Origin of the sequence: Shinella sp. HY16, from assembly GCF_028534175.1 — a bacterium.
In the GTDB taxonomy this organism is placed as follows: Bacteria; Pseudomonadota; Alphaproteobacteria; order Rhizobiales; family Rhizobiaceae; genus Shinella.
In genome coordinates this window covers 3,560,740-3,585,562 of record NZ_JAHYXL010000001.1, presented here as the reverse complement: position 1 = coordinate 3,585,562, position 24,823 = coordinate 3,560,740, and the positions used below count along the sequence as shown (strand labels likewise).

At 64.8% G+C, this 24,823-nt stretch carries 20 protein-coding genes and 1 riboswitch; of the genes, 7 read left to right on the top strand and 13 right to left on the bottom strand.

What is annotated here, in order from left to right:
* Positions 1-142: 142 nt before the first annotated feature.
* Positions 143-562 (bottom strand): RNA-binding S4 domain-containing protein, encoded by a 420-nt coding sequence (locus tag K0P03_RS17630; RefSeq protein ID WP_023516900.1) that lies wholly within the window; start codon positions 560-562, stop codon positions 143-145.
* A gap of 4 nt (positions 563-566) precedes the next feature.
* Positions 567-3,617 carry a helicase-related protein gene (locus tag K0P03_RS17625; RefSeq protein ID WP_272790227.1) on the bottom strand — a complete coding sequence of 1,017 codons (3,051 nt, stop codon included), beginning with the start codon at positions 3,615-3,617 and terminating at the stop codon, positions 567-569.
* Between the two features lie 376 nt (positions 3,618-3,993).
* On the opposite strand from K0P03_RS17625, the gene K0P03_RS17620 reads away from it, so the two are divergent.
* The gene (locus K0P03_RS17620; RefSeq protein WP_272790500.1) at positions 3,994-4,314 is read left to right on the top strand and encodes a low molecular weight protein tyrosine phosphatase family protein; all 321 of its coding nucleotides are present in this window, start codon (positions 3,994-3,996) and stop codon (positions 4,312-4,314) included.
* Positions 4,315-4,410: 96 nt separating this feature from the next.
* On the opposite strand, the gene thpR is transcribed toward K0P03_RS17620, so the two are convergent.
* Together thpR and K0P03_RS17610 are read right to left on the bottom strand one after the other, a co-directional pair.
* Entirely contained in the window at positions 4,411-4,992 is a 582-nt protein-coding gene (thpR, locus tag K0P03_RS17615) for an RNA 2',3'-cyclic phosphodiesterase (protein ID WP_024271264.1), read from the bottom strand.
* 82 nt (positions 4,993-5,074) lie between these two features.
* Entirely contained in the window at positions 5,075-5,719 is a 645-nt protein-coding gene (locus K0P03_RS17610) for an arylesterase (RefSeq protein WP_272790226.1), read from the bottom strand.
* Between the two features lie 59 nt (positions 5,720-5,778).
* Here K0P03_RS17610 and K0P03_RS17605 point away from each other — a divergent pair, with 59 nt between their 5' ends.
* The 3 genes from K0P03_RS17605 to K0P03_RS17595 all read left to right on the top strand — a co-directional run bounded on the left by K0P03_RS17605 (position 5,779) and on the right by K0P03_RS17595 (position 9,967).
* On the top strand, positions 5,779-6,495 hold the full coding sequence (locus K0P03_RS17605; RefSeq protein WP_050746099.1) for an ABC transporter ATP-binding protein: 717 nt from the start codon (positions 5,779-5,781) through the stop codon (positions 6,493-6,495).
* Positions 6,492-9,044, top strand: coding sequence for an ABC transporter permease (locus K0P03_RS17600; RefSeq protein WP_272790225.1), 2,553 nt, complete (start codon positions 6,492-6,494; stop codon positions 9,042-9,044). The genes K0P03_RS17605 and K0P03_RS17600 overlap by 4 nt, the downstream gene beginning before the upstream one ends.
* A 179-nt stretch (positions 9,045-9,223) precedes the next feature.
* A complete protein-coding gene (locus K0P03_RS17595) occupies positions 9,224-9,967 on the top strand; it encodes a Bax inhibitor-1/YccA family protein (RefSeq protein ID WP_272790224.1) in 744 nt (247 codons plus the stop codon).
* Between the two features lie 72 nt (positions 9,968-10,039).
* On the opposite strand, the gene K0P03_RS17590 is transcribed toward K0P03_RS17595, so the two are convergent.
* The 6 genes from K0P03_RS17590 to K0P03_RS17565 all read right to left on the bottom strand — a co-directional run bounded on the left by K0P03_RS17590 (position 10,040) and on the right by K0P03_RS17565 (position 17,957).
* Positions 10,040-11,476 carry a M48 family metalloprotease gene (locus K0P03_RS17590; protein ID WP_245290249.1) on the bottom strand — a complete coding sequence of 479 codons (1,437 nt, stop codon included), beginning with the start codon at positions 11,474-11,476 and terminating at the stop codon, positions 10,040-10,042.
* 232 nt (positions 11,477-11,708) lie between these two features.
* A complete protein-coding gene (gene thiQ / locus K0P03_RS17585; RefSeq protein ID WP_272790223.1) occupies positions 11,709-12,428 on the bottom strand; it encodes a thiamine ABC transporter ATP-binding protein in 720 nt (239 codons plus the stop codon).
* Positions 12,421-14,043 carry a thiamine/thiamine pyrophosphate ABC transporter permease gene (gene thiP / locus K0P03_RS17580; protein ID WP_443020583.1) on the bottom strand — a complete coding sequence of 541 codons (1,623 nt, stop codon included), beginning with the start codon at positions 14,041-14,043 and terminating at the stop codon, positions 12,421-12,423. Before thiP ends, thiQ begins: the two co-directional genes overlap by 8 nt.
* A 4-nt stretch (positions 14,044-14,047) precedes the next feature.
* A complete protein-coding gene (gene thiB, locus K0P03_RS17575) occupies positions 14,048-15,055 on the bottom strand; it encodes a thiamine ABC transporter substrate binding subunit (protein ID WP_272790221.1) in 1,008 nt (335 codons plus the stop codon).
* Between the two features lie 38 nt (positions 15,056-15,093).
* Positions 15,094-15,209: riboswitch (TPP riboswitch) on the bottom strand.
* A gap of 91 nt (positions 15,210-15,300) precedes the next feature.
* Positions 15,301-16,608 (bottom strand): NAD(P)/FAD-dependent oxidoreductase, encoded by a 1,308-nt coding sequence (locus K0P03_RS17570; RefSeq protein ID WP_050746094.1) that lies wholly within the window; start codon positions 16,606-16,608, stop codon positions 15,301-15,303.
* On the bottom strand, positions 16,608-17,957 hold the full coding sequence (locus K0P03_RS17565) for a glutamine synthetase family protein (protein ID WP_023516110.1): 1,350 nt from the start codon (positions 17,955-17,957) through the stop codon (positions 16,608-16,610). The genes K0P03_RS17570 and K0P03_RS17565 overlap by 1 nt, the downstream gene beginning before the upstream one ends.
* 177 nt (positions 17,958-18,134) lie before the next feature.
* Between K0P03_RS17565 and K0P03_RS17560 the strand changes: the two genes are divergently transcribed.
* Both K0P03_RS17560 and K0P03_RS17555 read left to right on the top strand, forming a co-directional pair.
* Positions 18,135-18,788 (top strand): GntR family transcriptional regulator, encoded by a 654-nt coding sequence (locus K0P03_RS17560; RefSeq protein ID WP_050746122.1) that lies wholly within the window; start codon positions 18,135-18,137, stop codon positions 18,786-18,788.
* Positions 18,789-18,864: 76 nt separating this feature from the next.
* Positions 18,865-20,118 (top strand): NAD(P)/FAD-dependent oxidoreductase, encoded by a 1,254-nt coding sequence (locus tag K0P03_RS17555; protein ID WP_272790220.1) that lies wholly within the window; start codon positions 18,865-18,867, stop codon positions 20,116-20,118.
* Between the two features lie 132 nt (positions 20,119-20,250).
* Here K0P03_RS17555 and K0P03_RS17550 read toward each other — a convergent pair whose 3' ends face one another.
* Positions 20,251-20,691 (bottom strand): Lrp/AsnC family transcriptional regulator, encoded by a 441-nt coding sequence (locus tag K0P03_RS17550; RefSeq protein WP_165909364.1) that lies wholly within the window; start codon positions 20,689-20,691, stop codon positions 20,251-20,253.
* A 112-nt stretch (positions 20,692-20,803) separates the two neighbouring features.
* On the opposite strand from K0P03_RS17550, the gene K0P03_RS17545 reads away from it, so the two are divergent.
* Positions 20,804-21,904 carry a saccharopine dehydrogenase family protein gene (locus K0P03_RS17545; protein WP_023517112.1) on the top strand — a complete coding sequence of 367 codons (1,101 nt, stop codon included), beginning with the start codon at positions 20,804-20,806 and terminating at the stop codon, positions 21,902-21,904.
* Between the two features lie 156 nt (positions 21,905-22,060).
* Here K0P03_RS17545 and K0P03_RS17540 read toward each other — a convergent pair whose 3' ends face one another.
* Together K0P03_RS17540 and amaB are read right to left on the bottom strand one after the other, a co-directional pair.
* Positions 22,061-23,293 carry a pyridoxal phosphate-dependent aminotransferase gene (locus K0P03_RS17540; protein ID WP_272790219.1) on the bottom strand — a complete coding sequence of 411 codons (1,233 nt, stop codon included), beginning with the start codon at positions 23,291-23,293 and terminating at the stop codon, positions 22,061-22,063.
* Between the two features lie 6 nt (positions 23,294-23,299).
* Positions 23,300-24,823 carry an L-piperidine-6-carboxylate dehydrogenase gene (amaB, locus tag K0P03_RS17535; protein WP_272790218.1) on the bottom strand — a complete coding sequence of 508 codons (1,524 nt, stop codon included), beginning with the start codon at positions 24,821-24,823 and terminating at the stop codon, positions 23,300-23,302.

The window sequence follows — 24,823 nt, the reverse complement described above, 5'->3', positions numbered from 1 at the left end:
CCGCAGGATCCGTCACGCGATCGGCTTGCCGGACAAGGGAGACCGCGCGTATCGAGGGCCGTCCGGAGGCTGAGGTAAAGGCTTTGCGGGCGGTTTGCAAGCGTAATACATGCGCCGCCGGGCGCTTGCGAGGTATAGAATTCTAATCCTCGTCGTCGCCGGGAAAACCGTGCAGGCGGTCTGTTTCGCGGCGTTCCCGCTTAGTGGGCCGGCCTGCGCCGCGCTCGCGTGTCGCCTGCTCGAAAAGTGAGCGTTCCTCGCGCGGCGGCGGGGGCGGCGTCATGTCGCTGTAGAGAAGGCGGGCCTCCTCGTAGGGTCCGCGGCGTTCGCCCGAATGCAGCACCTTCACGACCATGTCGTGTCGGTCGAGCGAGATCAGCACGACATCGCCGGGGTGCACTATATGCGAGGGCTGGCGGATTTTCTGGCCGTTGATGCTGACATCGCCCGCTTCCACGGATTTCGCCGCCAGCGAGCGGGATTTGCGCAGCCGCGCGAAGAACAGCCATTTGTCGATGCGCTGTCGCGCCTGACCCGCCGGCTGTTCCTCGTTGCGTGCCATCGGCTTACTTCTTCAACTGCTCCTTGAGCGCTGCGAGCTTGGCGAAGGGAGAATCCGGGTCGATCGGCTTTTCCTTGCGGGGCGGTCGGGCCTCGAACTTCGCCTGCTGCGGCTTGCCGCCGCGATCGTTGCGATCGGGGCGGTGCTCGTTTCGATCGGGGCGATTTCCGCCCTGCGGCTTTCCGTCGCGGCCCTTGGCCTGATCGGGGCGGCCGCGGCCGCCGTCACGCCGCTCGCCGCGTTCGCCGGCCGGCTGGCCGCGATGGCGATCACCGCCGCGCCGCTCGCCCTGACCCTGACGCTCGCCCTGGCGATCCCCATGGCGCTCGCCGCCCTGGCGGTGACCCTGGCGCTGGTTGTCGTGGCGAGAGCCCGGACGCCAGAGCAGCACCGGCTTCACTTCGACCGGTTCGCCTTCGACGATACCTTCTGTCGGTGCTTCCGCGCTCTCGGTGGCCGGAGCCTCCGTCGGTGCAGCCGAAGCGTCTGCGGCAGCGACAGGTGCGTCGTTGTCGCTCTCCGCTGCGTCAGCATCGTGTTCGTCGGAGATTTCCGCGCTTGCCTCGGCCGGGGCTGCAGCGGCGGCATCGGCCGGTGCCTGCGCGGCGAGATGGGCGGCGACCTCTTCTGCCTTTACGCTATCAGCACGGTAGCCGAGGCCCTTCAGGATTTCTTCCATGTCGTCCGGCGTCGCACCGAGAATGGAGAGCATGGCGGTCGTCGCCATGAAACGGCGGCCGTCATAGGCGCCCTCGGGGCGCGGCGTGCCCGATTTCCACTGCAGCAGCGGGCGGATGAGGTCGGCAAGGCGTTCGAGAATGTCGATGCGCACGGCCCGCTTGCCGAGGAAGCGGAAGCCGGCAAGCTTGTAGAAGGCGCGCTCGAAGCTCGGATCGGTGACGACCGAGGTGCGGCCGGCGGCGAGCACCGGGATGAGGTCGCCGTATCCCGGCTTGTCGAGGCCGTCGTTCTTCAGCGCCCAGAGCAAGGTGATGAGTTCGGCCGGGGCGGGCTTCAGAAGCGCCGGCATGAAGATATGGTAGGCGCCGAAGCGGATGCCGTGCTTGCGGATCGATGCGCGGGCTTCCTGGTCGAGCGACTTCACGTCTTCCGCCACGTCGCGGCGGAAGAGCACGCCGAGATTTTCGACGAGCTGGAAAGCGAGGCCCTTGGCGAGGCCTTGCAGGTCTTCCGCGCGCGAAAGGTCGTCGAGCGGCTTCAGCACGGTCGCGATGTGGTGGTTCACGAAGCGCTCGATGCGGGCGGCGACGTGGTCGCGCGCATTGCCGGTCAGCTGCTCGTCGGAGAGCAGGATGACGCGCGGACGCATGACATGGTCGCTCGCCGTCAGGCGTGCGACGGGATCGCCGAGCCAGCGCACGGTGCCGTCGGAGCCGAGCGCGAGGTCGCCGTTGCCGGCAGCATGCAGGCGTGCGGCCCGGGCTTCGAACTCCAGCGCGAGCGCCTTCTGTGCAGCCGTCTGCACGGCCTTCGCATCGGGGCCTTCTGTTCCGGAGGCCAGCGTAAACCGGAAACCGGCCAACTGCCCGACATGATGTCCCTCTACGAAGACATCGCCATTCACACTGATTTCAGCTTCCAGCATCGCATTCTCTCTCAGGCGCTTCATGAGCACAGATGTCCTGCGATCAACAAAGCGTTTCGTCAACCGTTCATGTAGCGCATCGGACAATCGGTCTTCGATTTCCCGCGTCTTTTCCTGCCAGTGTGTCGGATCGGCAAGCCATCCGGGCCGATTCGACACATAGGTCCACGTCCTTATCTGTGCGATTCGCGCCGAAAGCGTGTCAATCTCGCCATCGGTTCGATCGGCGCGGCGCACCTGATCGGCCATGAAATCTTCGTTAACCGTGCCGCGCTTTACCAGATCCGCGTAGAGCGTCGAGATGAGGTCGGCGTGCTGGGCGGGGGTGATGCGGCGGTAGTCGGGAAGTGCGCAAGCCTCCCAGAGCTTTTCGACGCGCTCGGGTGTCGTCGCAAGGTCGCGGACGTCGGGGTAACGCGACAGGTGCTCCAGTGCCTGCTGGTCGACGGCCGGCAACGCCCGCGTCAGCCCGCTGATCGGCGGCGGGGCATCGAGCGACTTGCGCAGGTTCACGAGGGAAGAATAGTCGAAGCGGGGCGTGCGCCATTGCAGCACGCGCACAGGGTCGAACTGATGCGTCTCGATGCGCTTGACCAGCTCGTCGTCGAACGGATCGACACGGCCCGTCACGCCAAAGGTGCCGTCGCGCAGGTGCCGCCCGGCGCGGCCGGCGATCTGGGCGAGTTCGGCGGGATTGAGGTTGCGGAACTGGTAGCCGTCGAACTTGCGGTCCTGCGCGAAGGCGACATGGTCGACGTCGAGGTTCAGACCCATGCCGATCGCATCGGTGGCGACGAGATATTCGACGTCGCCTTCCTGATAGAGCGCGACCTGCGCATTGCGGGTGCGGGGCGAGAGCGCGCCGAGCACGACGGCTGCTCCGCCACGCTGGCGGCGGATCAGCTCGGCGATCGCATAGACCTCGTCGGCCGAGAAGGCGACGATGGCCGTACGCTGCGGCAGGCGGGTGATCTTCTTGGAGCCGGCGTAGAAGAGCTGCGACAGCCGCGGGCGCTCCACCACATGGATGCCCGGCAGGAGCTGCTCCAGAATGGGCTTCATGGTGGCCGCACCGAGCAGCAGCGTCTCGTCGCGCCCTCTCAGATGCAGGACCCGGTCGGTGAAGATGTGGCCGCGTTCGAGATCGCCGGCAAGCTGCACCTCGTCGATCGCTACGAAGGAGGCGCGCGTCTCGCGTGGCATCGCCTCCACCGTGCAGACCGAATAGCGCGCCATATGCGGCGTGATCTTCTCCTCGCCGGTGACCAGCGCCACATTGTGCTGGCCGACCTTGTCGACGAGGCGCGTGTAGACCTCGCGCGCGAGAAGGCGCAGAGGCAGGCCGATAATGCCCGTCTCATGTGCCACCATGCGTTCGATTGCGTAGTGGGTCTTGCCCGTATTGGTCGGGCCGAGCACCGCGGTGACCCCGCGGCCGCTCAAGATCATGGGTGCTTGCGACAAGTCACGCCCCGGCAGGTTTCCATCTCCGCCGGACGCATCCGGCAGGCAACAGATGCCCATCGAGGCGCCCGATGGCAAGGGGCAAGGCGAAAAGCGCCGCTTTTCTCGCGCTTCTGCGACCTTTGCGGAACAGTCTGCGAACGAATCGGAGACGAATCGCTGACTCCGGATGATTCAGGGTTTGTTCACCACAAGGGATTGACGTGATTCGGGTAGGTGCCGCGAAATGCTGAATCGGAACAAGGGGGACGAAGGCGGTCCAGCGGAGACCCATTCCGGCCGTGCTCATTTCGTGTTCTTGCGTGGACACCCGCATTTCCCGGGTGCTATCGCTGCGCGAGAGGCAGAAGAAAGAAAAAACATGTGCAATGTTCTCTTCGTGTGCAGCCAGAACAAGCTGCGAAGCCCGACGGCCGAACAGGTGTTCGCAAGCTGGCCGGACATCGAAGTTTCCTCCGCCGGCACAAACAACGACGCGGAAAATCCGCTCTCGGCAGAAGAGATCGGCTGGGCGGACATCATTTTCGTGATGGAGAAAGCCCATCGGAGCAAGGTCCAGGCAAAGTTCCGGTCCGCTCTCAAGGGTAAACGGCTCATCTGCCTGGATATTCCGGATGACTACGCGTTCATGGACCCCGCGCTGGTCCAGTTGCTGAAGACAAAAGTCCCTCAGCATCTGTAGGTGTTGCGGTGGGAGCATTAAAGGCCGGTTTGCCGGGCTCGGCTGCGGCAAAGGTCGTCTCAGGCCCGGGCCGATTGCCCTATGATAGCTTGCCGATCAAATCAGGTGATCGCGCAGGTCCGCGCTATCCCAGCCGCCGCCGGCCTCGTAGAGTGGGAAAACCTCTTCCGTGAGGTATGGCCCGCCACCGACGGATTCTTTCGAGGACATCAGCACGAAGCGGTTCACGGTGAAGGGGGCGGTGTAGAAATTGCCACGACCGGAAAGATAGTGGGCGACGTCCTCGGTGCGGGCGTTGCGCAGGCGCGCGAGCGTGACGTGGGGTGTGAATTTGCGCGGATCGGCGGGAAGGCCGAGGCGCTGGCAGATGCGCTCGATCTCGCCCTGGAGGGCGTACATTTCCGGCGCCTGCGTCACCCCGGCGAAGACGGAATGCGGTTTCTTCGAGCCGAAGGAGCCCATGCCCGACAGGGCCAGCTGGAATTCCGGGCGCTCTATGCGGTCGAGCTTGTCGACCACCTCGTCGGCGGTGCGGCCGTCGATGTCGCCGATGAAACGCAAGGTAATGTGGAAGTTCTCGACATCGATCCAGCGGGCCCCGGGAAGTCCGCCTCTCAGCAAGGAGAGGCTCATGGCAGCATTGCGCGGCACTTCGAGGGCGACGAAAAGTCTCGGCATAGCGACTTCTCCCTGCTGGAATGTACTGTCAGCGAATCACGCAATGGATTTTTGCGCAACCCTTATTTCGCACCCGCGAAAACTACTCCTTCGCCGGTATCGATTTGATGAACGCTTCGGCGGCGGGAAGAATCGTCGCCACCATCACGTCCACCCCTTCGGAGTTCGGATGCATGCCGTCCTCGAGCTGCAGGTTCGCCTTGGTGACGACCCCGTCCAGGAAAAAAGGATAGAGCGCGACGCCGTGTTTTTCCGCCATGCGCTGGTAGATGCCGTTGAAGCGCTCGCCGTATTCGGGGCCCATGTTCGGTGGTGCCAGCATGCCGGCAAGCAGCACCGCAATGCCGCGCTCCTTGAGACGCGTCAGCATGGCGTCGAGGTTCTTTTCCGTCTCTTCCGGTGGAATCCCGCGCAACGCGTCGTTGGCGCCGAGCTCCAGAATCACGCCCTGCGTGCCTTCGGGGATCGACCAGTCGAGCCGGGCAAGGCCGCCGGAGCTGGTGTCGCCGGAAACGCCGGCATTGGCGATCTCGACCTCGTAGCCATTTTCGCGCAGCGCCTTTTCCAGCTTCACCGGAAAGGCATCCGCCGCGGGCAGTTGGTAGCCGGCCATCAGGCTGTCGCCGAAGCCGACGAGCTTCACCGGTTCCGCCCGGGCGCTGCCCACGGATAACAAAGCTGTGATTGCAAGTGAGGCGAAAAATGAAAGCGCCGCTTTAAACGACATGTCGCTGATCCTAGATTGCTGGCATTCCGGTTGTTTGAAGACATATAGGGCAGAATTCCTTGGCCAAAACCATCATCGATCTCAAAAAAGCCGATCTCACCCTCGGCCGGGCGGCCGCCTCCGTGCATGTGCTGAAGGGGATCGACCTTGTCATCGATGGCGGCGAATCGGTCGGTATCGTCGGCCCGTCCGGCTCGGGCAAGTCGACGCTCCTGATGGTGCTGGCCGGGCTCGAGCGGCTCGACAGTGGCGAGATCCATATCGACGGCGCGGGCCTGCACGGCATGAACGAGGACCAGGTGGCCGATTTCCGTGGCCGCAATGTCGGTATCGTCTTCCAGTCCTTCCACCTCATTCCCAACATGACCGCGCTGGAAAACGTCGCGGTGCCGCTGGAACTCGCCAATGTGCGGGACGCCTTCGAGATCGCCCGGCGGGAGCTGACGGCGGTCGGCCTCGGTGAGCGCCTGTCGCACTATCCCGGCCAGCTTTCGGGCGGCGAGCAGCAGCGCGTGGCGATCGCCCGGGCGCTCGCACCCTCGCCGAAGCTCTTGATCGCCGACGAGCCGACCGGCAACCTCGATACCGAGACGGGCCGGCAGATCGCCGACCTTCTTTTCGCCAAGCAGGCCGAGCGCGGTATGACGCTGGTGCTGGTGACGCATGATCCCTCGCTTGCCGCCCGGTGCAGCCGGCAGGTCGCCATGCGCTCCGGCGAGATCGTTTCCGGCGCGGCGCCCGTCAAGGCGACACTGGCAGAGGCGGTACCCGCATGAGGGTCGGCGCGGTCCTCAGGCAGGTTCCACTGGCGCTTCGCCTGGCGCTGCGCGAAATGCGTGGCGGCCTCAAGGGGTTCTACATCTTCCTCGCCTGCATCGCGCTCGGAACGGCGGCGATCGCGGGCGTCAATTCGGTGTCGAGCGCCATCACCCAGGCGATCGCCTCGCAGGGGCAGACCCTGCTTGCCGGCGACGTGCGCTTCGAATTCAACAATCGTTTCGCAACCCCGGAAGAGCTGAAGCACTTCCAGGGGCTCGGCGATGTTTCTCTTTCCTCCAGCCTGCGCTCCATGGCGCGCCTGCCCGATGGATCCGACCAGACGCTGGTCGAGGCCAAGGGTGTCGACGGCGCCTATCCGCTCTACGGCACGCTGGGAACCAGCCCGCAGCAACCGTCCGCCACGCTCTTCGCGAAAGAGGGCGAGCGCTATGGCGCGGTCGTCGCGCCGCTGCTGCTCGACCGGCTCGGCATCGCCGTCGGCGACGAGATCCTGCTCGGCACGGCCCGTCTGAAGGTGACGGCGACGCTGGTTCGCGAGCCGGACGCGGTTTCGGAAGGTTTCGGCTTCGCGCCGCGGCTGATGGTCTCGGAAGAGGCTCTGCAGGCGAGCGGTCTCGTGCAGACCGGCAGTCTCGTAGAGAACGCCTATCGTATCCGGCTTGCCGATACCGACGTTTCGCTGGCGAAGGTGCGGGCGGATGCCACGAAAGCCTTCCCGAAGGCCGGCTGGTCGATCCGTACCTCCAACAGCGCGGCCCCTTCGCTGACCAACAACATCACGCGTTTCTCGCAGTTCCTGACGCTGGTCGGTCTGACGGCACTGATCGTTGGCGGTGTCGGTGTCGCCAATGCGGTGCGCGCCTATCTCGATTCCAAGCGCTCCGTCATCGCCACCTTCAAGTGCCTCGGTGCGCCGGCCTCGCTGGTCGCGCTGGTCTATCTCGCGCAGATCGCCCTGATCGCCGCGGTGGGCATCCTGATCGGCCTCGTGGCGGGTGCGCTGATGCCGATGGTGGCGATGCGCTTCCTCGACGGCGTGCTGCCGGTGCCGGCCGAGGCGACGATCTATCCTTCGGCGCTTCTGCTTGCCGCCGTCTTCGGTCTGCTGACGGCGCTCGCTTTCGCCATCATGCCACTCGGGCATGCCCGCGAGGTGCCGGCGACGGCGCTCTTCCGTGAGCAGGGATTCGAGACCGGCCGCCTGCCGAGCTGGCCCTATGTCGCGGGTGCGGCGGTCTTCCTTGCGGCGCTGGCCGGGCTCGCCATCGTCACGGCCTATGACCGCTACATCGCCATAGTCTTCCTCGGGGCAATTGCCTTTGCCTTCGTGGTCCTGCGTGTCGTTGCCATGCTGATCACCGCGATCGCGCGGCGCAGTCCGCGCGTCAATTCGCCGTCGCTGCGGCTTGCCATCGGCAATATCCATCGGCCCGGGGCGCTCACCTCGTCCGTCGTGCTGTCGCTCGGCCTCGGTCTTGCGCTCCTCGTCACGCTGACGCTGATCGACGGCAACCTGCGCCGGGAACTGACCGGCAATCTGCCGGAGCGCGCGCCGAACTTCTTCTTCGTCGATATCCAGGGCAGCGAACTGGACGGGTTCCGCACCGTGCTCCAGTCCAACATGCCCGACGGCAAGATCATCGAGGTGCCCATGCTGCGGGGCCGTGTCATGGAGCTGAACGGCGTCGAGGTCTCGAAGGTCAAGGTGCCGCCCGAAGGGCAGTGGGTGCTGCGCGGCGACCGCGGCATCACCTATGCCAAGCGCACGCCGGAAAACTCAACGCTTGCCGAGGGTGAATGGTGGCCGGAGGATTATTCCGGCGAGCCGCTCGTTTCCTTCGCCGCCGAGGAGGGCCGCGAGCTCGGGCTCAAGATCGGCGACAGTGTGACGGTCAATGTGCTCGGCCGCAACATCACGGCGCGCATCGCGAACTTCCGCAATGTCGAATGGGAATCGCTGTCGATCAATTTTGTCATGGTCTTCTCGCCGAACACCTTTGCCGGCGCTCCGCATGCGTGGCTGTCGACGGTGATTGACCCGCAGGCAACCGCCGAGCAGGAGGCGGCGACCCTGAAGGCAGTCACCAATGCCTTCCCGACGATCACCAGTGTGCGTGTCAAGGATGCGCTCGATGTGGTCAACGAGCTGGTCGGTCAGCTCGCCACTGCCATCCGGGCGGCGGCCGCCGTCGCGCTCATCGCCTCGATCCTCGTGCTCGCCGGGGCGCTTGCGGCCGGCAACCGGGCGCGCGTGCACGATGCCGTGGTGCTCAAGACGCTCGGCGCGACACGGGCCACGCTGATCCGTGCCTTCAGTTACGAATATCTGATGCTGGGTCTGGCGACGGCGCTCTTCGCGCTCTTTGCCGGCGGGGTGGCGGCCTGGTTCGTGGTGAGCCGCATCATGACGCTGCCATCGAGCTTCCTGCCCGACGTCGCCGTCATGACGGTCGTTACAGCCCTCGTCATGACCGTCGGCATCGGCCTTGCCGGGACCTGGCGCATTCTGGGGCAGAAGGCCGCGCCCGTGCTGCGCGAACTCTGACGATGCCGGGATCCGCGGCCCGCGAGGGGCGCGGGTCTTGTACGAGACACAATTCATGCGCATATTGTTTACAGGCAAGCTGGAGCCCCACAGCGGTTGCCCGGATTCTCTTGCCGAACCCTCGGCGAATAAACGGGAACCCGACACCGTCATCACAGGGGGCTTTACGAGAGGAAAACATGGCTGATCTCCGCAACTATCAGACCCGAACGGCCAATGCCGGCGCTCAGGCCGGCGCGGTCGTCGACGAAGGCCTTCGCGCCTATATGCTCCGGGTCTACAACCTGATGGCTCTTGGCCTCGCGATCACCGGCGTCGTGGCCTATGTCGCTTCGCAGGCCGCTTTCGCCGACGGGCAGCTCACGGCCTTCGGTCAGGCGATTTATGTGAGCCCGCTGAAGTGGGTCGTGATGCTCGCCCCGCTGGCGCTGGTCTTCTTCCTGAGCTTCCGCATCCACACGATGAGCGTTGCGACCGCGCAGGCGACCTTCTGGGTCTATGCCGGCCTGATGGGCCTGTCGCTGTCGTCGATCTTCCTGGTCTATACGGGCGCCAGCATCGCGCAGACCTTCTTCGTCTCCGCCGCCGCCTTCGGCGCGCTGTCGCTGTTCGGCTACACGACGAAGCGGGACCTGTCCGCGATGGGCTCGTTCCTGATCATGGGCCTCTTCGGCCTGATCATCGCCTCGCTCGTCAACCTGTTCCTGCAGTCCTCGGCGCTCGACTTCGCGATCTCCGCGATCGGCGTGCTGGTCTTCGCGGGCCTGACGGCCTGGGACACGCAGAAGATCAAGGAAATGTATTTTGAAGCCGACGACGTCGCCGTGGCCGGCCGCAAGGCCATCATGGGTGCACTGACGCTCTACCTCGACTTCATCAACCTCTTCCTGTTCCTGCTGCGCTTCCTCGGCAATCGCGAGTAACGACGGCTGCCGGATGCGGCTGAACAAAAAAACCCCGCCGGAGACGGCGGGTTTTTTGTTTGGGAGAAGCGATCACTCGCTGATGATCTTGAATTTTTCGCCGGTGCGGACGGTGCTCGCCGCCGTCATCGCGTTGATCAGGCGGAAGAGGTCGAGTTTCCGATCCGTGCCCATCATCCGTCCGGCGAGCGAGGCGACGGTGTCGCCGGCCCGTGCGGTAACGACGCGTATGCGCAACGGCTTCAGCGAGGTGACTTCGGCCGGCGTCAGCTTGCGGAACGAAGCCTTGAGGATCGCCGCAGTCGGCTCCAGCGCCTTCGAGCCCATCGGCACGGCAGTCAGGAAGCGGTAGATCTGGTTGTCGATGCGCACGACCGTGACGTCGAACTCCCAGCGGTCGGCGGCGGCCTTGGCTGTGGCCGCCTCCAGCCCGTTGATCATGACGGGCTGGATCGTCTCCGGTCTGAGGCCGGTCACCCAGCCGCTCGAAATGTAGTTCACGAGGTCCTGCTTGCGGCTGTCGGCAACACCGTCGAAGCGGATTGCGACATCGCCAGGACCTGTCGCCAGCACCGCATCGGCCTTGTTGTCGATCTGGAAGCCGGCCGGCACGTCGAAGCGGATGCCGAGCTTGCCATGCAGGAAGGTCTGGCCGCGCACATAGCCCTCTTCCGGCGCATCGCCGTAGAGCAGGCCGTCGATGCCGGCGAGATAGTAGTCCCGGCCGCGGTCGCCGATCGCGCCTTCCGCGCCGAAGGCGCGGGCATGCAGGCGCGCCAGCTCCACGCGCTGCGGTGCATTCGGGTGGCTCGACAGGAAGTCGAGGCTCTGGTCGGAATCGGGGTCGACGGCGGTGAAGCGGGCATAGGCCGCCATGGAATCGAGGAAGCGCGCCGCCGCATAGGGGTCGTAGCCCGCCTCGCCCAGCATGCGCACGCCGATCACGTCGGCCTGGAGTTCCTGGTTGCGCGAGAAGGCGGCGAGGCGCATCTTTCCGCGCGCCAGGGCCTGCTTGCCGGCGATGTTGCTGGAGAGCACCTCGGCCACGACGCGGCTGGCGATGACCTCGGCCTCTTCCTTCTTCTGCCGCTCGATGCCGTGGTTGGCGGTGACGTGCGCCATTTCATGCGAGAGCACGGCCGCGACTTCCGAGGCGTCGTTGGCAAGCGCCAGCAGGCCGCGGGTGACGTAGAGATAGCCGCCCGGCAGCGCGAAGGCGTTGATCGCGGGCGAATTCAGGATGGTGATACGATAGGACTGGTTCGGGTTTTCCGAAACGAGCGTCAGCGCGCCGGCAATGCGCGCGACGAGCCGCTCGGTCTTGGCGTCCTTGTATTCGCCGCCGTAGCTGGCGACGATGCGCGGGTGCTCGCGGGCGCCCATCTGGGCGCGCGGGTCGTTCTTCTGCACCTCGTCGACGATCTGCGGGTTGGACGAGGGCGAGATCGTCGGTTCATAGGTCTGCTCGATGATGGACTGGCAGCCGGCAAGCAGCGTGCCGGCGAGCATCAGCGCCGCAAGGGGTCTCAAAACCCCGCGTCCGCGTACCGTTGCAGCTTCCTGCGTTGCTCTCACCATATCTCTTGCCCACAGCCCGAACCGGGTCCTCGAATGGATGAGATAGACGCACCATACCCGGCCGGCAACTCCCGATTCGACAAACGCTTCCCTTGTGGCTCCGGTGACACAGGGGGGCGTCCAAATTGTGGCGTGTCGCCGGGGCGCCAAGCCGGGTTTTCCGCTAAAGCGCGGAATGGCCGAGGAATTTTGCAACGGCTGGTGGCTCCCGTCGAGAAAGGAAATCCACGACCGGCTCCTGGAGAAGGATTGTGCCTGCCTCCAGGAACATGACCCGGTCCGCCAGCCGGCGGATGTCTTCCGGCTGGTGGGTGATGAAGAGCATCGTGCTCTTCGTCTCGTTGCGCAGCTCCGTCAGAAGTTTCGCCATCTCCGCCCGCATGGCCGGATCGAGCGCGGCGAACGGTTCGTCGAGCAGCAGGATCGGCCGGCGCCGTACGAGGGCGCGAGCAAGCGCCACGCGCTGCCGCTCGCCGCCCGAAAGCGAGCCCGGCAGGCGCTGCTCGTAGCCGCCGAGGCCGACGCGCGCGAGCGCGGCGAACACGCTCTCTCGCGCCGCCGCATCCAGCCGCAGCGCTGGATCGATACCGAGGCCGACATTGTCGGCAACCGTCAGGTGCGCGAAAAGATTGTTGTCCTGGAAGATGATCGAGACCGGCCGTTCCGCGGGATCCCGCTCTGCCATGGTTTCGCCGAGCAGCCGGACATCGCCTGAAGCCGGCGCCTGGAAGCCGGCGATAACGTTGAACAGCGTCGATTTTCCCGCGCCCGAGGGGCCGACGACTGCGACCGCGGCACCGGCTGGAATGGCGCAGTCGAAGGACAGCCGCTTTTCCCCGAAGTGCACGGCGACATCTGTGAGGTGGATGGCAAGGTCAGGCATCGGTGCTTGGTCTTTCAGTCGGGCGCTCCGCCGCGGTCGAGGGCAGCGTCAGGAGAAGGCATATTGCGCCGAGCAGCAGGGCGATGCCGGCGGCATCCGCGGTGCGATAGCTCGCCATGCGGGAGTAGAGCAGCCACGGCAGGGTGGTGAACCCTTCAGCACCGAAGATGGCGACGGCACCGAGATCGCCGAGCGACAGCGCCATGGCGAAGGCAAAGGCGGTGAGCAACGGTTTCCTGAGGGCGGGCAGGTCGATCCATCGCAGGCGATGCATTCCGGTGACGCCCAGGCTGAGCGCGAGCCGGGCGGTGCGGATGAGATGGGTGCGGTAGGCCGGCTCCAGTACGCGCACGACGAAGGGCAGCGCCATCAGCGCGTTGAGCACGGTGACGACGGCAGGGGCGAAGCGCCCGGTCTCGCCGAAGGTTCTCAGCACGAGGAACCAGCCCGTAGCGACGACGACCGGCGGCACGAGCAGGATCAGCGAACCGACCGCGGGCAGGGCACGAGCCATCAGCCGTGTGGCGAGGTCGACCTTGCCCGTCTCGGCCAGCCGCGGCACGAGCACGATGGGCAGCGCGATCGAAAGGCTGAGGCAGGCCGAGGCGAAGGAAACTGCAAGGCTGGTGACGAGCGCCCGGTGCAGCAGCGGATCGAGCGCCAGCCGGCCGAGATCGGCGGAAAGACCTGAGACGAGGGTGGCGACGAGAGGCGCTGCGGTGAAGAGGGTGAAGAGGAGGATGACGAGGCCATCGGGAAGGCGGTGCCGGCGGCCGTCGAAACGGCGGATGGCGCGGCCTGTCGTCATGCCCTCTTCGGGTGGCTTGCCGAACAGCGAGATCAGCCAGAGCAGGCTTGCCGTGACGAAGATCTGCAGGAAGGCGAGCAGGACGGCGCGTTCGGGGTCGAAATCGAAGCGCAGCGCCTGGTAGATCGCCACCTCGATCGTCGTTGCCGCCGGCCCGCCGCCGAGCGTCAGCGCGATGGTGAAGCTCGTTGCGCAGAGCATGAAGACGAGTCCGGCGATCCCCGGCAGGACCCGCCGGATGACGGGCCATTCGATAAGCCGGAACACCGCGCCGCTGCCCATGCCGAGATTGGCGGAGGTCAGCCAGTATTCGGCCGGAATGCGCTCGAGGGCCGCCAGCAGGAAGCGTGCGGCGAGCGGCAGGTTGAAGAAGACATGGGCGATCAGGATGCCGGCAAGCCCGTAGACGCTGACCGGGTTCTGCAGCCCGGCGAGCCCGAGCAGGTCGTTGACGACGCCCTGCCGGCCCCAGACCTCGATGACGCCGAGGGCGGCGACCAGTGCCGGCAGGCCGAGCGGCACGACGGACAGCCGGATGATCCAGACGCGGCCGGAAAAATCCCGCTGTCGGGCGAGCGCCCGGGCGACCGGAATGGCGAGCAGGACGGACAGGAGTGTGGAGAGTGTCGCCTGCAGCAGAGTGAACTGCGCGACGCGCCCGATATAGGCATCGAGGAGCGGCGCGCCGGAGCCGGGGCCGGCATGGGCGAGAAGCACGACGGTCGCCGCACCGACGAAGACCAGCACGGTGCCGAGGGCGAGGCCCCCGGCGACACGCAATGTCCGTCGCTCGGTGCGGGCGAAGATCACGTTACTTGGCACTCATCGCCGCGAGCCATTCGTCGATCCAGGCCTTGCGGTTGGCTGCAACCTCGTCCGACGACATCAGGAAGGTCTTTTCCGGCTTCACCAGCGCGTCGAAGGCGGCAGGCAGCGGGTCCTTCGTCTTGGCGGCCGGCATCATCCAGTTGGTTTCCGGAATGATCGACTGGGAATCCGGACCGGTCATGAAGGTCAGGAACTGGCGGGCAAGATCCTTGTCGTCAGCGGTGCGCGTCAGGCCGGCGACTTCGATCTGCACGTAATGGCCTTCGGAGAAGGCGGCGGCCTTGTAGCGCTCGGTCTTCTCCGCGATGACGTGGTAGGCCGGCGAGGTCGTGTAGGACAGCACCATCGGCGCCTCGCCCTTGGTGAAGAGGCCATAGGCTTCCGACCAGCCGGGCGTGACGGTCAGCACGCGATCCTTGAGCTTGCCCCAGGCCTCGCCCGCCTTGTCGCCATAAACCGACTTCACCCAGAGCAGCAGGCCGAGGCCGGGCGTCGACGTGCGCGGGTCCTCGATGACGATTTTTTGCGACGGGTCACCTTCGACGAGGTCCTTGAGGCTCGTCGGCGGGGTCTTCAGCGTCTCGCTGTCATAGACGACGGCGAAATGGCCGTAGTCGTAGGGCAGGAATGTGTCGTCGGAGAAGCCGCCCGGCACGGTGAGGTCCGCCGGCGAAAGGCCATGCGCCTCGAAGAGGCCAGTCGCCTTGGCCTCGGTGATGAGGTTGGTGTCGAGGCCGAGAACGAGGTCGGCCTTGGTGCTTTCGCCTTCGAGCTTCAGGCGCGTCAGAAGTTCCACGCCATCGGCGACGCCGACCCATTCGACCGTGCAGCCGCAGGTCTTCTCGAAGGCTTCCTTGACCTTCGGGCCGGGGCCCCATTCGGCGACGAAGCTCTCATAGGTGTAGACGGTCAGCGTCTTTTCCTGCGCGAGCGCGGGAAGGGCGAGGGAAACGGCCAGTGCCGCGATGGTGGAGAAAAGTGTCTTGCGCATCCGCGCCTCCTTGTTGTTCACAAAACGGGAGTAGGGCGCAGGATGTGCCGTCTAATCCCTCCGCCGGTACGAGCCGGATCAGGTTCTTCGGGTTGGCGAGACCGCCTCTCAGCCAGTGGATCAAAAAAACCCGCTGGCACCCCGTTAGAGCAAGGCAAGGCATAATCCCGCTTGTGACAGTACGCAAGGGGCAAGCAAAAGGCCGGCGCAAGCGCCGGCCCTGCCGTTCTGAAATGTGTCGGGCCTTAAAGGCCGAAGGCGTCCTTGAACTGATACCACCAGGAGCCGATGGTGGAATATTGCGCACGGAACATGCGCCCACCCGGGAAGGGAATCCAGGGCAGCTTTTCGAACTGGCTGAAGCGCGAGAGATCGCCATCGACCGCTTCCGAGAGGATGCGGCCGAAGAGATGCGAGCCGGTGACGCCGTGGCCGCTGTAGCCGTGGGCAAAATAGGTGTTCTTGCCGATCTTGCCCATCTGCGGCACGCGCGAGAAGGAGAGGGCGAAGTTGCCGCTCCAGGCGTAGTCGATTTTTACACCCTTCAGCGAGGGGAAGACCTTTTCGAGGTTTGGGCGGATTTTTGCGCGCACGTCCGCCGGGTCGGTGCCGCCATAGACGGTGCCGCCGCCGAAAATCATGCGCTTGTCGGCGGAGAGGCGGAAGTAGTCGAGGATGTAGCGGACGTCCTCGACGCACATGTCGCTCGGGATCAGCGCATCAGCGCGCTCGGCGCCGAGCGGCTCGGTGGCGACCATCTGGGTGGAGACGGGCATGACGCGCGAAACCAGTTTCGGCACGACATGGCCGAGATAGGCATTGCCGCAAAGCACGGCGACCTTGGCGGTGACGCTGCCCTTCGCCGTGTGGATGACGGGCTTTTCCGCCTCGTGCTCGACGCGGGTGACGGGCGACTGTTCGTAGATTACGCCGCCGAGCGATTCGAGCGCCTTGGCCTCGCCGAGGGTGAGGTTGAGCGGGTGCATGTGGCCGCCGGTCGTGTCCAGCATGCCGCCGATATAGGCATCGGTGTTGACCAGCTTGCTGATCGCCGCCTTGTCGAGCATCTGGTGGTCGTCCATGCCGTAGCTCTTCCAAAGGGCCTTCTTGTGCTCGAGGTCCTTCATGTGGGCAGGCGTATAGGCGGCATAGATATTGCCGGTCTTCATGTCGCAATCGATATCGTATTGCGAGACGATGCGGCGGATGATCTTGCCGCCTTCCTGCACCAGGCCGCCGACGAAGGCGCCGGCCTGGTCGCCGTAGCGGCGCTTGATCGTGTCGAGGCTGGCGTTGAGGCCATTGACGATCTGGCCGCCGTTGCGGCCCGAGGCGCCCCAGCCGATGCCGGCGCCCTCGACCATCACGACCTTGTAGCCCTTTTCGGCAAGGTGGATGGCGGTGGAGAGGCCGGAATAGCCGGCGCCGAGCACGGCGACGTCGGCGGTGACAGCGCCTTCCAGCACCTTCGGTGTGCGGATGATGTTGCGGGAGGCGGCGTAGTAGCTGTCGGGATAGGCGCCGTTGCCGGCATAGGACTGGGTGTTGGCCATCAGACGATTTCCAGGTAGGCGCTGAATTCGAAGTCGGTCACCTGTTCGGCAAAACCGGCGATTTCCTGCCGCTTGCAGGCGATCAGCATGGAGCGGAGATCCGTGTCGAAGATCTCCGAGACGATCGAGCCGTTCTCGAAGGCGGTGACGGCAGAGCCCCATTCCGAGGGGATGCGCGGCAGCTGCGAGAGATAGGCCCGGCCCGAGACCGGTGCCGGCGGCTCCCACTTGTTGCGGATGCCGACAAGGGCGGCGCCGAGAATGCCGGCCATGACGAGATAGGGGTTGGCATCGGCGCCGGCGACGCGGTGCTCGATGCGGCGCGCCTTGTTGCTGCCGCCGGGGATGCGGATGGCAGCGGTGCGGTTCTCGTAGCCCCACGAAACGGAGGTGGGGGCATGCGTATCCGGGCGCAGGCGGCGGTAGGAATTGAAATGCGGCGCGAAGAGCAACGTCGATTCCGCCATGCCGCGCGTCAGGCCCGCGACGGCATGTTTCATGATATCAGAGCCTTCGGGCGTGTCGTTGTCGAAGACGTTGTTGCCGTCCTCGTCGATCAGGCTGAAATGCATGTGCATGCCGCTGCCGGAGCGCATGCCGTAGGGCTTTGCCATGAAGGTGGCGGCAAAACCATGCTTGCGCGCGACGCCCTTGATGATGCGCTTGAAGAACAGCGCGTCGTCGGCGGCCTTCAACGGGTCGTCGGAATGCATCAGGTTGATTTCGAACTGGCCGATACCGTTTTCGGCGACGGCCGAATCCGCCGGCACATTCTGCCGTTCGCATTCCGCATAGACGTCGGAAAAGAACTGGCCGAAATCGTCGAGCTCGTCGATGGAGAGGATGGCGTCGGAGTCGAGCCGCTTGCCGGTATAGGGCGAGATCGGCGGCTGTGCATGGTCGGGCTCGGCGTCGATCAGGTAGAATTCCATTTCCGAGGCGACGACGGGGCGCAGGCCGAGTTCGTGGTACTGGCGCACGATATTGGCGAGGGCCTGGCGCGGGTCGGCAAGGAAGGGCGTGCCGTCCTCCTTGAACAGCCAGAGCGGCACGACGGCGGACGGCTTCAACGTCCAGCTGACGGGGAGCGCGCCACGACCGGTTGCGGCGCAGATGCCGTCCATGTCGCCCGAGGCGAAGACATGGCTTGAGCCGACGATGTCCTCACCCCACACGTCCACGCCGACGATGGACAGCGGCATGCGAATGCCGCCCTTCAGCACCTTTTCCGCCTGCCCGACGGGCACGCGCTTGCCGCGCAGGATGCCGTTCAGGTCGCAGACCACGGCCTGGATGCTCTCCACGCCGTCGGCATTGATCAGCCAATTGGCATCATCGTTCGGAGTCATGGTTCCCTTCCGTATCACATAATTATTTTTGTGATCACATTTTCAAAATATGCACACTTTCTTGTCGGGGGTCAAGCTGCTAGAACCTGTCACAAAGCATAGGATAGCATCTGCAGCCTTTCGTGGAGGGATGGATTGGGCAATTTGGCGCTTGAGCCGCTGGACCGGCCGGACGGGATGACGACGCATGAATATGCGCATCGGCGCCTGCGCCAGGCGATCATGGTCGGCTCGATCCGGCCGGGGGAATCGTTGACGATCCGCGGCATTGCCGAAGCGATGGAGAGCAGCCCGACGCCGGTGCGCGAGGCGCTGCGCCGCCTTTCGTCCGAAGGGGCGCTGCGCGTGCTCGACAACAGGCGCATCATGGTGCCGCGCATGACGGCGGACCGGTTCAGCGAGCTCGTCTCGCTGCGTTCCGTGCTGGAGCAGCACGCCGCGCGCCGGGCGGTACCGCATATCACCGAGCGCCGGATCGACCGGCTGGAAGAGATCGACAAGGCGCAGGATGAGGCGATCGGGCGCAAAGACAATGCGAACGCTCTGCTCCTGAACCAGGAATTCCATCGCACGCTCTACACCGCCAATCCCGAGCAGGTGATCATGCCGATGGTGGAGAGCATCTGGCTCCAGCTCGGCCCCTTCCTCGGTATCGCCATGGAACATGTCGCCCAGCTCTACTTCGTCGATCGCCACCAGGAGGCCATCGAGGCGCTACGCAAGCGCGATGAGGATGCGGTGGCGGCGGCGATCAAGGCCGATATTTCCGAGGGCATCGGCGGTTTCGAGCGGGCGGCGATCGAGAACCTGTTGCGGCTGGCAGGCCAGTAGCCGGCGCTGCGGGCGCCTTGTCTTGCCGGTGCACGCATGCATTGATGTGCAAACGAAAGATCCTTGGGGCAGGCATATGAAGACGGATGTCATCGTTCTCGGCGCGGGTGTTGTTGGTATTTCGACCGCGATTCATCTGGCACGGCGCGGCAAGTCGGTGGTGCTCGTCGACCGGCGCGGGGCTGCGGAAGAGACCTCTTACGGCAATGCCGGCCTCATCCAGCGCGAGGGCGTTTTCCCTTACGGCTTCCCGCACGATTTCGGTGCGCTCTTCCGTTATGCGTTGAACAACACGATCGACGCGCACTACCATCCCTCGGCAATCCCCGGCATTATCCCGTTCCTTGCCCGCTACTGGTGGCATTCCGGTTTTCGCCAGCACCAGAGCATCGCCCATCTCTATGCACCGTTGATCGAGAACTCGATTTCCGAGCATGCCGACCTCATCGCCGCCTCGGGCGCTGAAGACCTCATCCGCAAGGACGGCTGGATGAAGGTGTTTCGCACCGAGAAGGAACGTGACAAGGCCTATGCGGATGCGGAAAAACTCTCCGCCAATTTCGGTGTCAACCACCAGAAGCTGACGACCCGGGAGGTCGCCGAGGCCGAGCCGTCCATTCGCGTGGAGCTCACCGGCGGCCTGCGCTGGACCGATCCCTGGTCGATCCTCGACCCGCAGAGCCTGCTGAAACGCTACCTTGCCTATTTCCAGTCGCTCGGCGGCGCGCTGAAGTCGGGTGATGCGGCGACCATCGAACATGTGCTTGAAGGCGAGGGCTGGCGCATCGCCACGCCGGAGGGACCGCTGGAAGGCAAAGAGGTCGTCGTGGCGCTCGGTCCCTGGGCCGATACGGTGACGCGCAAGCTCGGCTACCGCTTCCCGCTGGCGGTGAAACGCGGCTATCACATGCACTACGGCACGGAAGACGGTGCGAAGCTCAACAATTGGGTGCTCGATGCTGAACGCGGCTATTTCCTCGCGCCGATGCAACGTGGCATCCGCCTGACGACCGGCGCCGAATTCGCCAAGCGCGACACGCGCAAGACGCCGGTGCAGCTTCGCAGGGCGGAAAAGGTGGCGCGCGAGTTCTTCCCGCTCGCCGAGCGACGCGACGAGGAGCCCTGGATGGGCGCCCGCCCTTGCACGCCGGACATGATGCCTGTTATCGGCAAGGCGCCGCGCCATTCCGGCCTCTGGTTCGCCTTCGGCCACGCCCATCACGGCATGACGCTGGGCCCGATCACCGGCCGTGTGCTGGCGGAAAAGATGCTGGGCGAGCGCACGGTCATCAATATCGGGCCTTACCGACCGGAGCGGTTCATCGCCTGAGGCGGTTGCACGACGAATCCACCGCAGTGCGGCGTAGCTTGAGTTTGTGGCATGGATCCTCGGCTCAAGGCCGACGATGACCGCGGAGAGGTGGAGAGCCTTGGCTGGGGTCGCCTGGTCCGATGTGGCAGCCTATCGCCTGATCCGCGTCGACAGGATGATCGACGACAGTGTGCGTTCCACGCCGTCGATAGCGCCGATGCGGTCGATCAGGTGATCGAGTTCGGCGATCGACGTTGCCTCGACCACGGCAATCAGGTCGAAACTGCCGCTTACCGAATGTAGGGTGCGTACGGCCGAGATGGCGTGCAGTTCCGTGGTGATGCGCGCCAGCGTCTTCGGCGCGATGGTGATCAGTACATGCGCCTTCACCATACCGCTCTCATAGGCGTCCGAAAGCTTGACGCCATAGCCGGCGATCACGCCGTCCCGCTCCAGCCGGTCGATTTTTGCCTGCACGGTCGTGCGTGATAGACCCAGTTTGCGGGCGATCGTGGCTGTCTGTTCGCGGGCGTTCTCGCTGAGGATGGCGAGAAGTTCGCGATCCTTGGCACCTAGCGTCGAAATGCTCATTTTAACCGTCATTCTGCCGATATTGATGATTGATTATGCCGGATATGGCGCTTTAAATCGACAGTCTTCCCTCTCAAAATAAACGCATCAATTCATGCCGGAGGGAAATCACATGAAGGACATCGTCGTCATCGGCGCGGGCAAGATCGGCTCCACCATCGCCCGCATGCTGGCTCACAGCGGGGATTACCGCGTCACCGTCGCGGACCGTTCGGACGAGCAGCTTGCCGCCATCGAGCGCCACGATGCCGTTTCGACCGCCGTGGTCGATATCGCCGACGGCGCCGCGCTCCGCGCCCTGCTCGCCGGCAAGTTCGCCGTCCTCTCCGCTGCGCCCTATCATCTGACGGTCGCCATCGCGGAAGCCGCAGCAGACGCGGGCCTGCACTATCTCGACCTCACGGAAGACGTCGAATCCACCCGCCAGGTCAAGCGCATCGCGGAAAACGCCAAGACGGCCTTCATCCCGCAGTGCGGCCTTGCACCGGGTTTCATCTCCATCGTCGCCAACGATCTCGCCAGCCGTTTCGATTCGCTCGAAAGCGTGCGCATGCGCGTCGGCGCGCTGCCGCAGTACCCGTCCAACGCGCTCAACTATAACCTGACCTGGAGCACGGACGGCGTTATCAACGAATATATCGAGCCCTGCGAAGCCATCGTCGAAAGCGCGCTGATCGAGGTTCCGGCCCTCGAAGAGCGCGAGGAATTCTCGCTCGACGGCGTCACCTATGAAGCCTTCAACACCTCGGGCGGCCTCGGCACGCTCTGCGAGACGCTGAAGGGCAAGGTTCGCACGCTGAACTACAAGACGATCCGCTATCCCGGCCACGCCGCCATCATGAAGGCGCTCTTGAACGACCTGGGCCTGCGTCACCGCCGCGAAGTTTTGAAGGACATTTTCGAAAACGCCCTGCCGACCACCACGCAGGACGTCGTCATCATCTTCGTCACCGTCTCGGGTCGCAAGGGCGGTCGCCTGATTCAGGAAACCTACGCCAACAAGGTTTACAGCGCCCCGGTCGCCGGCGCCCTGCATTCGGCCATCCAGATCACCACGGCCGGCTCGATCTGCGCCGTGCTCGACATGCTCGCCGACGGGTCGCTGCGCGCCGAAGGTTTTGTTCGCCAGGAAGAAATCGCCCTCGACGCCTTCCTCGCCAACCGTTTCGGTCACTACTACGCCCAGGAGCACCACGGCGCCCGCGCCGCCTGATTTTTAAAGCCCATTAAACGCCCCGGCCAGAAGGCCGGGGCGTTTTCGCATCTGTGGCTCAGCCGCGGGGAAGTAGAGAACGCCACAAGGCGCGAACCCATAAAAATGGGGCCTCTTGCGAGGCCCCTTTTCTTTTGCCGATTTTTGCTTTGCCGCTCAGACGAGCCGGGCGCAGGCGTCTGCGATGCGCTTCAGCGCTTCCGCCAATTCGGCTTCCGACGTGGCGTAGGAGATGCGGAAATAGGGCGAGAGGCCGAAGGCCGAACCTGGAACGACGGCGACATGGGCGTCTTCGAGGAGATAGTCCGTGAAGTCGCTGTCTGCCTCGATGCTCTTGCCCCTGGGTGTCACCTTGCCGATCACGCCAGCGCAGCCGGCGAAGGTGTAGAAGGCACCCTCGGGCGTGCGGCAGGTGAGGCCGGGGATGGCGTTCAATGCGGAGACGACGAGATCGCGGCGGTGCTTGAAGCTCGCCTGGCGGTCCTTCAGAAACTCCTGCGGACCGTTCAGCGCCTCGACGGAGGCGGCCTGGCTGACGGAGGAGGGGCAGGAGGTCGCCTGGCTCTGGATCACCGCCATGGCCTTGATCAGCGCCTTCGGGCCACCGGCATAGCCGATGCGCCAGCCGGTCATGGCATAGGCCTTCGAGACGCCGTTGATGGTGAGCGCACGGCTCTTCAGCCGCGGTTCGATGGCAACGGGGGTGACGAAGTTGAATCCATCGTAGACGATGTGTTCGTACATGTCGTCGACCATCAGCCAGACATGCGGGTGTTTCAGCAGCACGTCGAGCAGCGGGCGGTAGTCGGCTTCGCCATAAGCGGCGCCCGAGGGGTTCGAGGGCGAGTTGAACAGCACCCAGCGGGTCTTCGGCGTGATCGCTTTTTCGAGCTGCTCGGCCTTCAGGCGAAAACCGGCTTCGGCGTCGCAGGGGATCAGCACCGGCACGCCGCCACAGATCTCCACGATGTCGGAATAGGACGTCCAGTAGGGCGTCGGGATGATCACCTCATCGCCTGGATTGACCGTCGCCATGAAGGCGTTGAACAGGATCTGCTTGGCGCCTGTCGCGACGGTGACTTCGTCGAGCGCGTAGTCGACATTGTTTTCGCGGCGAAATTTTTCGGTGATCGCCTTTTTCAGCTCCGGCGTGCCGTCGAGCGCGGTGTACTTGGTGTCACCACGGTCGATGGCGGCCTTGGCGGCAGCCTTCACGTTGTCGGGCGTGTCGAAATCCGGCTCGCCCGCGCCGAGAATGATGATCGGCAGGCCGTCCTTCTTCATGGCAGAGGCGCGGGCGCCGATCTGCAGGATTTTGGAGACGCCGATGGCGGCGATGCGCGAGGCGGGCTGGAAGCCCGCCTCCTCGATTTTGCTAGCGACGGTCATGGCCGATTACTCGATATCGAAGGAGACGCCCTGGGCGAGCGGCAGGGCCTTCGAATAGTTCACCGTGTTGGTGGCGCGGCGCATGTAAGCCTTCCAGGCGTCGGAGCCGCTCTCGCGGCCGCCGCCGGTTTCCTTCTCGCCGCCGAAGGCGCCGCCGATTTCGGCGCCGGACGTGCCGATGTTGACATTGGCGATGCCGCAATCCGAACCGTCGACCGACAGGAAGCGTTCGGCCTCCTGGACGTTGAGCGTGAAGATCGACGAGGAGAGGCCGGCGGCGACAGCGTTGTGATCGTCAAGAACGGCGTCGAAGTCGGAGTACTTCATGACGTAGAGGATCGGCGCGAAGGTTTCTTCGAGAACCGGGCCGGCCTGCTTCGGCATTTCGACGATGGCCGGCTTGACATAGTAGGCCGTGTCCTTGCCGGCGTCGGCAACGCGCTCGCCACCAGTGACGGAACCGCCTTCGGCCTTGGCCGCTTCCAGCGCCTTCTGCATGCCGTCGAAAGCCTGCTTGTCGACGAGCGGGCCGACGAGGGCCGAGGTTTCCAGCGGGTTGCCGACGGAAACGCTGGTATAGGCCTTCTTCAGGCGCGGCACGAGCTGGTCGTAGACGCTGTCATGCACGAAGAGGCGGCGCAGCGTCGTGCAGCGCTGGCCGGCGGTGCCCATCGCACCGAAGGCAATCGCGCGCAGCGCCATGTCGAGATCGGCCGAGGGGCAGACGATGCCGGCATTGTTGCCGCCGAGTTCGAGGATCGAGCGGGCAAAACGCTTGGCGAGACGCGGGCCGACTTCCTTGCCCATGCGGGTGGAGCCGGTGGCCGAGACGAGCGCGACCTTGTGGTTGTCGACGAGGGCTTCGCCGATGGTGCGGTCGCCGATGAGGACGATCGACAGGTTCGCCGGGGCATCGCCGAAGCGGGCGACGGCGCGCTCGAAGATCGCCTGGCAGGCAAGCGCCGTCAGCGGGGTCTTTTCGGAGGGCTTCCAGACGATGGAATTGCCGGCGACGAGGGCGAGTGCGGCGTTCCACGACCAGACGGCGACCGGGAAGTTGAAGGCGGAGATGATACCGACGACGCCGAGCGGGTGCCAGGTTTCCATCATGCGGTGGCCGGGGCGCTCGGTGGCGATGGTCAGACCGTAGAGCTGGCGGGAGAGACCGACGGCGAAATCGCAGATGTCGATCATTTCCTGCACTTCGCCGAGACCTTCCGAGGTGATCTTGCCGGCTTCGATGGAAACGAGGCGGCCGAGATCGGCCTTGGACGCGCGCAGTTCCTCGCCGAGCAGGCGAACGAGTTCGCCGCGCTTGGGCGCGGGCACGAGACGCCAGGCCTTGAAGGCGTCGTGGGCGGCGTCGATCGCCTTGTTTGTGTCAGTGGCCGAGACGGTCTTCAGCTTGCCGATCTCCTCGCCGCTGACGGGGCTGTAGGAGGCCATGTCGCCGCCCTGCCAGGCGCTGCGGGCAACGCCGAGCTTGTCGAGAAGGGCTGCGGTTTCCTGTTTCACGTCGACGTTCGTCAT

Excerpts from the sequence above, each read along its gene's own strand:
- thpR (WP_024271264.1), bottom strand. The coding sequence starts at position 4,992 with ATGCCGAGACTTTTCGTCGCCCTCGAAGTGCCGCGCAATGCTGCCATG.
- K0P03_RS17620 (WP_272790500.1), top strand. The coding sequence starts at position 3,994 with ATGTGCAATGTTCTCTTCGTGTGCAGCCAGAACAAGCTGCGAAGCCCG.
- K0P03_RS17555 (WP_272790220.1), top strand. The coding sequence starts at position 18,865 with ATGAAGACGGATGTCATCGTTCTCGGCGCGGGTGTTGTTGGTATTTCG.
- K0P03_RS17610 (WP_272790226.1), bottom strand. The coding sequence starts at position 5,719 with ATGTCGTTTAAAGCGGCGCTTTCATTTTTCGCCTCACTTGCAATCACA.
- K0P03_RS17540 (WP_272790219.1), bottom strand. The coding sequence starts at position 23,293 with ATGACCGTCGCTAGCAAAATCGAGGAGGCGGGCTTCCAGCCCGCCTCG.
- thiQ (WP_272790223.1), bottom strand. The coding sequence starts at position 12,428 with ATGCCTGACCTTGCCATCCACCTCACAGATGTCGCCGTGCACTTCGGG.
- K0P03_RS17595 (WP_272790224.1), top strand. The coding sequence starts at position 9,224 with ATGGCTGATCTCCGCAACTATCAGACCCGAACGGCCAATGCCGGCGCT.
- K0P03_RS17600 (WP_272790225.1), top strand. The coding sequence starts at position 6,492 with ATGAGGGTCGGCGCGGTCCTCAGGCAGGTTCCACTGGCGCTTCGCCTG.
- K0P03_RS17625 (WP_272790227.1), bottom strand. The coding sequence starts at position 3,617 with ATGATCTTGAGCGGCCGCGGGGTCACCGCGGTGCTCGGCCCGACCAAT.
- amaB (WP_272790218.1), bottom strand. The coding sequence starts at position 24,823 with ATGACGAACGTCGACGTGAAACAGGAAACCGCAGCCCTTCTCGACAAG.
- K0P03_RS17590 (WP_245290249.1), bottom strand. The coding sequence starts at position 11,476 with ATGCTCGCCGGCACGCTGCTTGCCGGCTGCCAGTCCATCATCGAGCAG.
- K0P03_RS17560 (WP_050746122.1), top strand. The coding sequence starts at position 18,135 with ATGACGACGCATGAATATGCGCATCGGCGCCTGCGCCAGGCGATCATG.
- K0P03_RS17565 (WP_023516110.1), bottom strand. The coding sequence starts at position 17,957 with ATGACTCCGAACGATGATGCCAATTGGCTGATCAATGCCGACGGCGTG.
- thiB (WP_272790221.1), bottom strand. The coding sequence starts at position 15,055 with ATGCGCAAGACACTTTTCTCCACCATCGCGGCACTGGCCGTTTCCCTC.
- K0P03_RS17570 (WP_050746094.1), bottom strand. The coding sequence starts at position 16,608 with ATGGCCAACACCCAGTCCTATGCCGGCAACGGCGCCTATCCCGACAGC.
- K0P03_RS17630 (WP_023516900.1), bottom strand. The coding sequence starts at position 562 with ATGGCACGCAACGAGGAACAGCCGGCGGGTCAGGCGCGACAGCGCATC.
- K0P03_RS17545 (WP_023517112.1), top strand. The coding sequence starts at position 20,804 with ATGAAGGACATCGTCGTCATCGGCGCGGGCAAGATCGGCTCCACCATC.
- K0P03_RS17550 (WP_165909364.1), bottom strand. The coding sequence starts at position 20,691 with ATGAGCATTTCGACGCTAGGTGCCAAGGATCGCGAACTTCTCGCCATC.